This is a genomic window from Azorhizobium oxalatiphilum (assembly GCF_014635325.1).
Lineage (GTDB): Bacteria > Pseudomonadota > Alphaproteobacteria > Rhizobiales > Xanthobacteraceae > Azorhizobium > Azorhizobium oxalatiphilum.
In genome coordinates this window covers 1,443,560-1,455,808 of the sequence record NZ_BMCT01000001.1, presented here as the reverse complement: position 1 = coordinate 1,455,808, position 12,249 = coordinate 1,443,560, and the positions used below count along the sequence as shown (strand labels likewise).

Sequence of the window (12,249 nt, the reverse complement as noted above, 5' to 3'; positions counted from 1 at the left end):
CCCGCACGGGCCGCCAGTTCCGCGAGGGTCGCCCCCTCCGCGAGGTCGTCATGAGCGGCTTCCTTGAACTCGCGATCAGCGGGCTGATGTCGGGTCTCGTCATCGGCCTCGCCGCCCTCGCGCTCACCCTCGTGTTCGGCGTGGCGCGCTTCGCCAATGCCGCCACCGGCGATTTCATGACCATCGGCGCCTATGCGGCGGTGTTCGGCTTCACCGCCACCGGCTCCATCGTCATCGGCGGCCTGCTCGGCCTCTTCATCGGTGCGGTGTCGGGCGTCATCTCCTATTTCCTGGTGTTCCGGGTGCTGGAAGGCCGGCCGTCGGTCTCGGCGCTGCTCGCCTCCATCGGCGTCGGCTTCATCATCCGCTCCGTGCTGGGCGTGATCTACGGCCACGGCCAGCAGGTGTTCCAGCTGCCGCTGGTGCGCCCCTGGCGCTATTTCGACGTGCGCATCCAGCCCAACGACCTGAAGATCGGCGCCACCGCGCTCCTGGCGCTTCTCGTCGTCTTCCTCGTGCTGCACGCCACCCCCATCGGCCGGCGCATGCGCGCGGTGGCGGATGATCCGATGCTGGCGCGCGTCTCCGGCATCGCCCCGCGCAAGGTGATGTTCGCACTCTGGGCCATGAGCGGCGCGGTGGCGGCACTGGCCGGCGTGCTGCTCGGCATCCGCACCGTGATCTGGCCCGAGATGGGCTGGGAAATGCTGATTCCGGTGTTCGCCGCCGCCGTTCTGGGCGGCATCGGCCACCCGGTGGGCGCGGTGCTGGCGGGCGTCATCCTCGGCGTCGTGCAGGAAATCGCCACGCCCTATGTGGGCTTCACCTACAAGCTGGCACTCGCCTTCATCATCCTGCTGGTGGTGCTGCTGGTGCGTCCGAAGGGCCTGTTCGGCCGGGTCGAGGGGGTGCGCTGATGGATGCCTATCTCATTGCCATCGCCATCATCACGGCCATCTACGTGCTGATGGCCCTGGGGCTGAACCTCCAGTACGGCCTCACCGGGCTGGTCAATTTCGGCGTCGTTGGCTTCTTCTGCGTGGGTGCCTACACCACGGCGATCCTCAGCCAGAAGGGCGTGCCGCAGTACATCACCTTCCCGCTCGCAGCCCTGCTGGCCATGGCCTTCGCCTGGCCGCTGGGACTGGTGAGCATCCGGCTGCGGGAGGATTATTTCGCCATCGTCTCGCTCGGCTTCTCGGAAGTGGTGCGGCTTGTCGCCACCAGCGAGGGCTGGCTGACGCAGGGCGTGCAGGGCATCCCCGGCATCCCCAAGATGTTCGGCACGTTCTCCGGCACCACGCAGGCGCTGGCCGTGCTCGGCCTGCTGGTGGTGTTCAACCTCGTCGCCATCGCCGCCATGCTGCGTATCGTGCGCTCGCCCTTCGGCCGCATGATCGAGGCCATCCGCGACAATGAGGAGGCGGTGAAGGCGCTGGGCAAGGACCCCGCCGGCTTCAAGATCCAGGTGCTGGTGCTGGGTTCCGCCCTCACCGGCCTCGCCGGGGCGGCCTATGCCCACTACATCGGCTTCATCTCGCCGGAGCAGTTCATCCCGCTCATCACCTTCCAGATCTGGATGGCGATCATCATGGGCGGCGTCGGGCGCATCTCCGGCGCGCTGGTGGGCGCCATCATCCTGATGGTGTTCCTCGAGGGCTCCCGCTTCCTGCGCGATGTCATGCCCTTCATCTCGGAAGTGGCCATGGCCAGCGTGCGCCTCGGCGTGGTGGGCCTCGCGCTCGTCCTCTTCACCATGTATCGCCCGCAGGGCCTGATGGGGGATTTCACCCGCAAATGAGCCTCGCAATCCAGGGACTGACCAAGGCCTATGGTGGCCTGCATGTCGTGAGCGACGTGCGCTTCGAGGTGCCCAAGGGCGCCCTCGTGGGGGTGATCGGGCCGAACGGCGCCGGCAAGTCCACCCTCTTCTCGCTGATCACCGGCTTCCTGGCCGCTGATGCGGGCGACGTGGCCTTCGAGGGCCGCTCGCTCGGCCGCGCCTCCCCCATGGAGCGGGCGCGTTCGGGCATGGTGCGCACCTTCCAGGTGCCGCGCGAATTCTCGCACCTCACCGTGCGCGAGAACCTGATGGCCGCAGCTCCGGGACAGGCGGGCGAGCGTCTCATCGACGCCTTCTTCCGCTTCGGCACCGTGAAGGCGCAGGAGAAGGAGATCGCGGCGAAGGTGGAGGAGACCATCGCCTTCCTGCGCCTCGCCAAGGTGGCGGACGTGCCGGCCGGGCGCCTGTCCGGCGGCCAGAAGAAGCTGGTGGAGCTGGGCCGCGCGCTGATGACCGGCGCACGCATGATCCTGCTCGACGAGCCCTTCGCCGGCGTCAATCCGGTGCTCATCGAGGAATTGTCCGTGCGCATCCGCGAGCTGAACGAGCGGGGCATCGGCTTCCTCATCATCGAGCATGACCTGCCGGCCCTCAACAAGCTGGTGTCCACGCTGCATGTGATGGATCGCGGCGAGCTGATCGCCTCCGGCACGCCCGCCGAGGTGCTCGCCAATCCGCGCGTGCGCGACGCTTATCTGGGAGGCGCGGCCGCCTGATGCTCACCATCGAAAATCTCGCCGGCGGCTACGGCGAAGTGAACATCCTCAACGGCATCGACCTCGTGCTCAATGCCGGCGAGATCCTCACCGTTGCCGGCACTAACGGCGCCGGCAAGTCCACGCTCGCCAAGGCCGTCGTCGGCCTGCTGCCGCGCGTGGAAGGCCGCGTGCTGCTGGAGGGCAAGGACATCACCCGCCTGCCCGCCGAGCTGCGCGCCAAGGCCGGCATCGGCTATGTGCCGCAGGTGTCGAACGTCTTCCCCTCCCTTTCCATCACCGAGAATCTGCAGGTGGTGGAGGGCGTGAAGGACCGCTCGGCCCGTGTGGCGGAAATGCTGGAGATGTTCCCCGCACTGGCGGAACGCCGCCGCTCGCGCGCCGGCAGTCTCTCCGGCGGCGAGCGCCAGCAGCTGGCGTTTGCCCGCGCGCTGATGACCCGGCCCGGCGTCATCGTGCTGGACGAGCCCACCGCAGCCCTCTCCCCCGCCAAGGTGGACGAGAGCTTCGCCCGCATCTCCGCGCTGGCGAAGACCGGCACGGCGGTGCTGCTGATCGAGCAGCGGGCGCGTCAGGCGCTCGCCATCTCCCAGCGCGGCGCCATCCTCGACGGCGGCAAGGTGGCGCTGGCGGGCGAGGCGACCTCGCTGCTGGCGGACGAGCGCGCGGCGAAGCTCTATCTCGGCCACGCCTGAGTTAGCGTACGTTCTGGATCGCGCCACAACGTTTCGGCCACAGCACAACGTCATGCCCGGGCTTGTCCCGGCATGACGGTGCGATGAATGGGGATGGCCCTCCCTCGGGATAAGGCGCCCCCTCTCCACTCGTCATGGCCGGACTTGATCCGGCCATCCACGTCCCTCCGCTCGGAGGACGGATTGGGATGAGAGCGGAAACGCGCTCCTTGCCCCTCAGTGATCCGCCATCGGCCCGACGTGGATGCCCGGATCAAGTCCGGGCATGACGAGTGATTAGGGCGGGATTTGATGATCGACTGACCATCAACCTCCCTCACACCGCCAGAAACGGCCGCGCCAGCTTCAGATCCTCCACGAAACGCGCATATTCCTCAGCCTGCGCCGCCGCATCCGGCAGGCGCAGCAGATAGGAGGGGTGGACGGTGATCAGCGCCTGTCGCCCATCCTCCAGCGCCAGCAGCCGGCCGCGATTTTTGCCCACGGGCATCGCCTTGCCGAACACCGCCTGCGCCGCCGTGGCGCCCATGGCCACCACCAGCTTCGGTCGCACCAGCTCCAGTTCGCGCATCAGCCACGGACGGCAGGCCCGGATTTCCGCAACAGCCGGCGATTGGTGGATGCGGCGCTTGCCACGCGGGACGAACTTGAAGTGCTTCACCGCATTGGTGACATAGGCGCGCGCCCGCTCCAGCCCGGCCTCCTGCGCCGCACGATCGAACATCTTCCCAGCCGGACCGACAAAGGGCCGGCCGTCCAGATCCTCCTGATCACCCGGCTGCTCGCCCACGAACATCACCGGCGCATCCACCGGCCCTGCGCCGAACACGGTCTGCGTCGCCGGCGCCCAGAGCGGGCAGGCGCGGCAGGAGGCCGCTTCCGCGCGGGCGGCGGCGAGGGCGTCCTGTGGCACCGGCTCCGCCACCTGCGGTGCGGGCTTGTGCGGCCGCGCATTGGGGGCGGTCGCCCCCTCCTCCATCATGTGCACGGTGCGGCGCTGCGCATCGGCGATCAGCGGCGCGATCAACTGCGCCTCCGGCAGATTGTGCCAGTATTTCACCGCCATCTCGCTCTTCATGGCCGAGATTTTCAGCCGGGCGGGATTGAAGATGCTGGCGTAATAACCGCGCCACAGCTCTTCCAGCGCATCGTCGGTCGGTGCCTCCGCGCGGGTGGCGCCGGGGCCGAAGCTGAGCGCGACACCATCCCAATGCGCGCTCGCCTCCGGCGTCAGGATGGAAAAATTCATGCCGGCGAAACGGCGTCTGAAGAAGGGCGCGTTGGCCTTCAGGATATGGTGCTCCGGCTCGAACCACGAGACGAACCATTCCACGCCCTCAAGCTCCACCCGCCGGAAGCGCACGAAGGCGCGCATCTTGTGGATGTCGCGGCGCACGGATTTCGCCATGGCCTGGAGGCGCGCCACATCCGGGTCAATGGCCAGTTCCATCAGGCGCGGCGTCTCGCGCAGGCGGAACAGCAGGTTGTAGAGCCGGGCGAAGCGCTGCGGATCGGCGTGCAGCACCACCGTTTCGGCCAGCTCCACGAAGGCGCGCGGCACGGTGAAGGCGGCCGCCTCCCCTTGCCCCTCCCCCATCTCCGGCAGTTCGCCACCGCCGAACAGGTCCGCCGTGCCGCCGGGCGACCACACCACATCGCGCGGGCGCACGCCCCGCCGCACCAGAGCCCGCGCCTGCCGCCGCCAGCCCTCGAAATCGGTCTCGCTCTCCAGCGTCACATGCAGCATGGCGGCCTCCTCCAGCGGGGTCACAAAGCCAGCGCCAGCTGGCGCGGCTTGGGCGCCAGCCGGCTGGCCAGATCCGCGCGGTCGATCAGCCTATGCGGCTGGTGGCCGGGGCAGATGATGAAGGGCATCACCTTGCCCAGCGGCACGTTCAGCCGCGGCAGATCCTCCAGCCGCACCGCGCGCACGCGACGCGCGGCCAGAATGCGGTCCACCGCCGTCTTGCCGAGGCCGGGCACGCGCAGAAGCTCGCCCCTGTCGGCCCGGTTGATGTCCAGCGGAAACCGCTCCCGGTTCCGCAGCGCCCAGGCGAGCTTGGGGTCCATGTTGAGCGCAAGATTACCCTGCGCCTCATCCACGATCTCCCCGGCCTCGAAGCCGTAGAAGCGCATCAGCCAGTCGGCCTGATAGAGCCGGTGTTCGCGCACGAGGGGCGGCGCCTGCGGGGGCAGGATGCGGCTGGCGTCGGGAATGGGGCTGAAGGCGGAATAATAGACCCGCTTCAGGCGATAGGCGCCGTAGAGATTGGCGCTGGTGGCGAGGATGGTGCGGTCGTTCACATCGTCCGCCCCCACGATCATCTGCGTGCTCTGGCCGGCGGGCGCGAAGGCGGGCGCGCGCTTCTCCTCCTTCGCCTCCTCGATGCGGGCTCGCATGCGGCCCATGGAGCGGCGGATGGCGCGCACGTCCTTCTCCGGCGCCAACGTCTTCAGGCTCGCCTCCGAGGGCAGCTCGATATTGATGGAGAGGCGGTCGGCATAAAGCCCCGCCTCGGCCATCAGCTCGGGAGAGGCGTCGGGAATGGTCTTGAGGTGGATGTAGCCGCGAAAATCGTGGGTTTGCCGCAGGGTGCGGGCCACCGCCACCACCTGCTCCATGGTGTAGTCCGGCGAGCGGATGATGCCGGAGGAGAGGAACAGGCCCTCGATATAATTGCGCCGGTAAAAATCCAGCGTGAGATCGACCACCTCCTGAACCGTGAAGCGGGCACGCGGCACGTTGGAGGAGGCGCGGTTCACGCAATAGAGGCAATCGAAGGCGCAGGCATTGGTGAGCAGCACCTTCAGCAGCGAGATGCAGCGTCCGTCCGGCGCATAGGAATGGCAGATCGCCCCTTCCGTGGAGCCGATGCCCCTGCCCCCCACCGAGTCGCGCCGGCTGGTGCCGCTGGAGGCGCAGGACGCGTCATATTTGGCGGCGTCGGCGAGGATGGAGAGTTTGCGGGCGAGGTCCATAGCATCAAAATGTTCTTATTTTGTTCCGCATGCAACCGCACGGAATTACCAGTTGCGGCCGCGCTCAAGGTGAGCGCGGCAGGCAGCGGAGGCCCCGCAGCGTCGCGCGCACGGCTTCATCCAGCGGCGTGTGCGGCTCGGCGCCGAGGATCGCCACGAGGCGGGCGTTCCGCATGTGCAGCGGCACCTGCCAGAGGTAGCGCATCTCCCGCAATTCGCGGAACACGGTGACGAAGGGCGCCGCGAGCGGCAGCACCCACCACGGAAAATGCTTCACCCTGGCCGTGCCGCCGGTGACGCGGCGGATGGCGCCGACCATCTCCGTGCCGTCCGCATCCCAATGGCCCTCCATGTGGAAGCGGGCGAAGGCCGGCAGGTGGTCTGCCTGCTCCACCAGCCGGGCGATGGTCTCGGCTGCATCCGGCAGATAGGCCCACTGGTGGCCGATGCCGGGCGCGGCGGGATTGGCGATGGACGTCACCGGCTTGCCCGGCTTCACCAACCCCTGCGCGAACCAGGTGTTGCCGGAACGCGGCCCGAAGAAATCGCCGAAGCGCACGATGAGGACAGGCACGCCCTCGCCCGCCGCCGTTTCAAGCCGGCGCTCCATCTCCACCCGCAGGGCGCCCTTTCGGGTCAGCGGGTTCTGGGGCGCATCCTCATGTGGGTCGGCGAAGGCGTCGGGGCCGAAATTATAGACGGTGCCCGGCAGCACCACGCGGGCACCGGCCACGCGGGCGGCGGCGATGGTGTTCTCCATCATCGGCACCACCAGCCTGTCCCAGTCGCGATAGCCCGGCGGGTTGACCCCGTGCACAATAAGCTGCGCGCCCTCGGCCGCCGCGATCACCTGATCCCGCATCATGGCGTCCCCGGCGATCCATTCCGGCGCCGACCCCGCGAACGGCCAGCGGCGGGAGGCGGAAACAGGATCGCGCACCAGCGCCTTCACCCGCCAGCCACGGCGCAACAGCGCGGCTGCCGTCTCGCCGCCGATGCCGCCCGTGGCGCCCAGCACCAGTGCGGTGCGTGTGTCCTGTCGGTCCATGTGATCCGTCCTCTCCATCATGGGACGGACCATGTGCGCACCACGGCTGGAACAGAATTGCCAAAGACGTACGGACTGCTAGTCTGTTTTATATGAACCTCGCCGCCTCCGACTGGGAAAACCAGCGTGCCTTTCTCGCCGTGCTCACCGGCGGCAGCCTCTCCGCCGCCGCCCGCGCGCTGGGCGTGGCGCAGCCCACCGTGCGGCGCCGGCTGGAGGCGCTGGAGCAGGCGCTGGGCACGCCGCTCTTCACCCGCTCGCCCGCCGGCCTGATGCCTACGGACGCCGCCCGCGCCCTCGGGCCGCATGCGGAAGCCATGGCGTCTGCCGCCGCCGCCTTCCAGCGCGCGGCCTCCGGGCCGGGCAAGGCGCTGGAAGGCACCGTCCGCATCACCGCCAGCGAGATCGTGGGCGCGGAAGTTCTGCCCGCCATGCTGGCGGACCTGAGCGCGCGCCACCCCGCCCTCGCCTTCGAGGTGCAGCTCTCCAACCGCACGCAGGATCTGATGCGGCAGGAGGCGGACATCGCCGTGCGCATGGTACGCCCCGCGCAGGCAGCGCTGCGCATCAAGCGCGTGGGCGTGGTGCGGCTCGGCCTGTTCGCCAGCGCGGATTTCGTCACCCGTCACGGCACGCCGCGCACACTCGGCGAGCTTGCCGCCTTCCCCATCATCGGGCCCGACCGCCTCGGCGAAGAGCTGAAACAGATCGTGGACGCGCTGGGCGTGGATGTGGCGCGGGCGCTGCGCTATCGCACCGACAGCCACCTTGCCCAGCTCTCCGCCATTCGCGCCGGGGCCGGCATCGGCCTCTGTCAGGTGGCGCTGGCAGCTCGCGCACCGTGTCTCGTGCCGGTGCTGCCGGAGTTGTTCTCGCATGGGCTGGAGACGTTTCTGGCCATGCACGCGGACCTCGGCCGGGTGCGGCGGGTGCGCGTCACCTTCGATCATCTGGCACAGGCGCTGAAAGCCTATTGCGCGGAACCCGGCCCCGGCGCGCACACGCATCCTCTGCTATAAGCGCCCGTCTTTCCTGTTTTCACGGACCCCGCCATGGCCGCGCCCACCATCTACGGCATCAAGAACTGCGACACCATGAAGAAGGCCCGCACGTGGCTCGACGAACACAAGGTCGCTTACGCCTTCCATGACTACAAGGCCTCCGGCATCGACCGGCAGACGCTGGAAGGCTGGATCAGGCTCGTGGGCTGGAAGCCTCTGCTCAACACCGCCGGCACCACCTTCCGCAAGCTGCCCGAGGACGACCGGGCGGACCTGACGGAGGAGAAGGCCATCGCCCTCATGCTGGCGCAGCCCTCCATGATCAAGCGCCCGGTGCTGGCGAAGGGCGGCAAGATCCTCGTCGGCTTCAAGCCGGCGGAGTATGAGGCGTTCGCGGGCTAAGCGGAGAGGGAGGCCCTCTCCAACGCACACCACGCCATGCGCTCTTGAACAGTGGCGCACCTGGTCCAGCCCCCTCCCCAACCCTCCCCCGCAAGCGGGAGAGGGAGCCTGTGGCGCGGGACGGCGAGGCCCCTCCCTACTTCCCCACCCGGAAGGCGTTCTGGTCGATGCCGTGGCGGTGCAGCTTGTCGTAGAAGGTTTTCCGCGGGATGCCGAGCTCCTTCACGGTGGCCTGCACATCGCCCTGGCTGGCGGCGAGCGCGGCGCGGATCTGGTCGGCTTCGAAGGCATCCATGCGCTGCGGCAAGGTGAGGTGGGAGACGTCGGCAGCAGGCTGCGCCGGACGCGCCCCTTCCAGCCCCAGCGCCACACGCTCGGCATAGTGCATCAGCTCGCGCACATTGCCCGGCCAGTCATGCCCCTCCAGATGGTCCAGCACCGAGCGCTCCACCAGTGGCGGCTCGCGACGGAAGCGTTTTGCCGCATGGGCCAGGAAGTGGCCGAACAGCAGCGGCACGTCGGACCGCCGCTCGCGCAGCGCCGGGATACGCACGGACGCCACATGCAGGCGGTAGTAGAGATCCTCGCGGAATTTTTCCGTCCGCACGAGGTCCAGCAGGTCGATCTTGGAGGCCGCCACCACGCGTATATCCACCTTGCGCGCCTCGTTGGCGCCGAGCGGGATCACCTCGCGCGCCTCCAGCACGCGCAGGAGCTTCACCTGCAGGGCCGGCGACATGGCCTCGATCTCATCCAGAAACAGCGTGCCCCCGTGCGCGAAGGCGATGCGCCCCACCCGCTTCTTGGCCGCGCCCGTAAAAGCCCCCGCCTCATGGCCGAACAGCTCGCTCTCGATCATGGTCTCCGGCAGCGCGCCGCAATTCACCGCCACGAACGGGCGTTGGGCACGGTGGCTCAGGAGATGCAGCTGATTGGCCACCACCTCCTTGCCGGAGCCGGTCTCGCCCTCCACCAGCACGTCCACGTCGGCATCCGCGAGCTGGTGCAGAGTCTGGCGCAGGCGCTCCATGGCCGGATCGGCGCCGATGAGCGGGAAGGCATCCCCGCCCGCCTGCGCGGTGCGCTTCAGCTCGCGGTTCTCCAGCACGAGCCGGCGCTTCTCCAGCGCGTGGCGGATGCTGCCGAGCAGGCGATCACCGGCATAGGGCTTGGCGAGGAAGTCATAGGCGCCCTCGCGCATGGCCTCCACCGCCATGGCGATGTCGCCATGGCCGGTGATGAGGATGACGGGCAGATGCGGATCGATGCGCTTCAGGCGACGGAACAGCTCCAGCCCGTCGATGCGCGGCATGCGCACGTCGCTCACCACCACGCCGGCGAAGCTGGCGTCGATCTCCTCCAGCGCCGCCTGCGCCGAGCCGTAGGGCGCCACCTTCAGGCCCGCCAGCATGAGCGCCTGCGTATTGGCCGCGCGCAGAATCTCGTCGTCGTCGATGAAGGCCACATCCATGGCGTCAGGCCCTCGGCAGGGTGATGGTGAAGATGGCGCCCTCCCCTTCGTCGGCACTGAAGGTGCCGCCGAATTCGGTGATGATGTCGCGCGAGATGACCAGCCCGAGGCCGAGCCCGGCGGACTTGGTGGTGACGAACGGCATGAACAGTGCCTTGCGCACCTCCTGCGGCAGGCCGGGGCCATTGTCGGAGACGGTGATGATCACCCGCTCCGCATCGGCCCGCGCCGCGATGCGGATGCGCCCGCCCTCCCTGTCGCCCAGCGCCTCGGCCGCGTTCTGCAACAGGTTCACGAACACCTGCTCCAGCCGCACGGGGGCCGCGAGCACGGTGAGGTCTTCAGCGCCCAGCTCCTCCTCCAGCGCGATATCCTGCTGGCGCAGGCGGTGGCCCACGAGGAGACCCGCCCCGTCGATCACCGCGCGCAGGGACACCCGCGAAACCTCCGCCGGGCTCTTGCGGGCGAAGGCGCGCAGTTCGCCGGTGATGCTGCCCACGCGATCGGTGAGATTGCCGATGATGGCAAGGTTCTGCCGGGCGGCATCCTGATCGCCACGATCGAGGAACAGCTTCGTATTCTCCGCATAGGTGCGGATGGCGGCCACCGGCTGGTTCACCTCATGGGCCACGCTGGCGGCGATCTGGCCCAGCACGGTCAGCTTGGAGGCCTGCACCAGTTCGTCCTGCAATTCGGTCACTTCCGCCTGCGTGCGCTGGCGTTCTTCCATCTCGCCGCGCAGAAGATCGTTGGCATCAGACAATTCCGCGGTGCGCTCGGCGACGCGGGCTTCCAGCTCGCGACGGGCGGCGGCCTCCTGCTCGCGCTCCTCCTCCAGCCGTCGCCGGCGGGCCAGCCAGAAGCCGAGCGAGCCGAAGCCGGCCACCGCGAACAGCAGCGCCAGCGAGCGCGCCGCTGTGGTGGCCAGCGGCAGCGAGGGCGCGGTGGGCGCCAGCATGTGCAGGGTCCAGCCGGTGGTGGGGACAGGCGCCTCCACCTCCACGAAGGTCTGGCCGGCCAGTGCCTGCGGGGCATCCACAACCACCGTCTCGGGCGGCACCTGCACCGGGCGGATGGGCAGGATGTCCAGCGGCGCATCGCCGAACTGGAGGCTCGTGCGGATTTCCGCCCGCTGGTGCTCCGGCACCGGAACCGTGGCCCGGAACCGCCAGGCGGCCTCGCTGGAGACCAGCACGATGCCACGCTCGTCGGTGGCAAACGTGGGCTCCACGAAGCGCCGCCATTCGTCCTGCACCTGCCCGAACTCGGCCTTCACCACGATCACGCCCAACGGGCCGGTGTTCCCCTCCAGCCGGCGGGACATGTAGAGGCCGGGGCGCAGGCTCACGGTGCCGAAGGCGAAATGCTCGGTGTGGCCGTCCGTCATGGCGGTCTGGAAATAGGGCCGGAAGGAATAGTCGCTGCCGACGAAGCTCTCGTCGGAACGGTAGTTGCTGGCGGCAATGGTCATGCCGCGCGTATCCAGCAGATAGATGGCGCCTGCGCGCGTGGCTTCGGCCAGCGCCTCCAGCCGGGCGTCCAGCGAGAGCAGGCGGGCCTCCTCCGGCCGTTCCAGCGCCGCGCGCACGCCGGGGTCCTCGGCCAGAACCAGCGGCAGGGTCCGCTGCTTCTCGATCTCCGAGCGCAGCATGGCCACGCGAAGCCCCACCGCCGCCTCGGCATTGAGCCGCACCTGCGACAGCGCCCAGCGCTCCGCCCCCCGCCGCGCCAGCGCATCCAGCGCGATCAGGCTGGCGATGGCCAGCACGCCCAGAAACAGCCACGATATAGGTCGAGCCTTGCGAGCAACCGGAAACGGCCGGTCGCGCAGATCAGTGGTCACGGCGCAGATCCCACGCGTTCTCTGAAAAGCCTTCCGGAAGCCTTCTCCCGGGCCATTCTGTGCGAGATTTCACACAGCCCCGGCGGCCACAATGTGCGATTTTCCGCACATCCGGTCAAATCGGCCGCGCGGGGCGAAAAACTTCTCCTTAAGATTCAGTCATCTGGCGGCCGAAAGGTGGCTCGGCGCACTTGGCACGCCTCTTGCGGTTTCCTGCCGCAGAGGCGTCACGCCTCGTGTGTCCACCCGGT

11 protein-coding genes are annotated in these 12,249 nt (G+C 68.7%); 6 read left to right on the top strand and 5 right to left on the bottom strand.

The window, feature by feature from the left end; all coding sequences use genetic code 11:
- Positions 1–50 precede the first annotated feature (50 nt).
- The 4 genes from IEW24_RS06465 to IEW24_RS06450 are packed head-to-tail and all read left to right on the top strand — an operon-like array spanning position 51 to position 3,254.
- A complete protein-coding gene (locus IEW24_RS06465) occupies positions 51–917 on the top strand; it encodes a branched-chain amino acid ABC transporter permease (protein ID WP_188576476.1) in 867 nt (288 codons plus the stop codon).
- Entirely contained in the window at positions 917–1,801 is an 885-nt protein-coding gene (locus tag IEW24_RS06460) for a branched-chain amino acid ABC transporter permease (protein WP_188576474.1), read from the top strand. The genes IEW24_RS06465 and IEW24_RS06460 overlap by 1 nt, the downstream gene beginning before the upstream one ends.
- Positions 1,798–2,559 carry an ABC transporter ATP-binding protein gene (locus IEW24_RS06455; protein WP_188576472.1) on the top strand — a complete coding sequence of 254 codons (762 nt, stop codon included), beginning with the start codon at positions 1,798–1,800 and terminating at the stop codon, positions 2,557–2,559. Before IEW24_RS06460 ends, IEW24_RS06455 begins: the two co-directional genes overlap by 4 nt.
- The gene (locus IEW24_RS06450) at positions 2,559–3,254 is read left to right on the top strand and encodes an ABC transporter ATP-binding protein (protein WP_188576471.1); all 696 of its coding nucleotides are present in this window, start codon (positions 2,559–2,561) and stop codon (positions 3,252–3,254) included. Before IEW24_RS06455 ends, IEW24_RS06450 begins: the two co-directional genes overlap by 1 nt.
- A gap of 316 nt (positions 3,255–3,570) precedes the next feature.
- Here the strand turns inward: IEW24_RS06450 and IEW24_RS06445 are convergent, their stop codons facing one another.
- From IEW24_RS06445 to IEW24_RS06435, 3 genes are all read right to left on the bottom strand, one after another.
- Positions 3,571–5,001 (bottom strand): UdgX family uracil-DNA binding protein, encoded by a 1,431-nt coding sequence (locus IEW24_RS06445; RefSeq protein ID WP_188576469.1) that lies wholly within the window; start codon positions 4,999–5,001, stop codon positions 3,571–3,573.
- A 20-nt stretch (positions 5,002–5,021) separates the two neighbouring features.
- On the bottom strand, positions 5,022–6,233 hold the full coding sequence (locus IEW24_RS06440) for a putative DNA modification/repair radical SAM protein (RefSeq protein WP_188576467.1): 1,212 nt from the start codon (positions 6,231–6,233) through the stop codon (positions 5,022–5,024).
- Between the two features lie 64 nt (positions 6,234–6,297).
- Entirely contained in the window at positions 6,298–7,281 is a 984-nt protein-coding gene (locus IEW24_RS06435) for an NAD(P)H-binding protein (RefSeq protein ID WP_188576465.1), read from the bottom strand.
- 92 nt (positions 7,282–7,373) lie between these two features.
- On the opposite strand from IEW24_RS06435, the gene IEW24_RS06430 reads away from it, so the two are divergent.
- Both IEW24_RS06430 and IEW24_RS06425 read left to right on the top strand, forming a co-directional pair.
- Entirely contained in the window at positions 7,374–8,300 is a 927-nt protein-coding gene (locus tag IEW24_RS06430) for a LysR family transcriptional regulator (protein ID WP_188576463.1), read from the top strand.
- 33 nt (positions 8,301–8,333) lie between these two features.
- Entirely contained in the window at positions 8,334–8,684 is a 351-nt protein-coding gene (locus IEW24_RS06425) for an ArsC family reductase (protein ID WP_188576461.1), read from the top strand.
- 136 nt (positions 8,685–8,820) lie between these two features.
- Here the strand turns inward: IEW24_RS06425 and IEW24_RS06420 are convergent, their stop codons facing one another.
- A complete protein-coding gene (locus IEW24_RS06420; protein WP_188576459.1) occupies positions 8,821–10,155 on the bottom strand; it encodes a sigma-54-dependent transcriptional regulator in 1,335 nt (444 codons plus the stop codon).
- A 4-nt stretch (positions 10,156–10,159) separates the two neighbouring features.
- A complete protein-coding gene (locus IEW24_RS06415) occupies positions 10,160–11,998 on the bottom strand; it encodes a sensor histidine kinase (RefSeq protein ID WP_244644185.1) in 1,839 nt (612 codons plus the stop codon).
- Positions 11,999–12,249 lie beyond the last annotated feature (251 nt).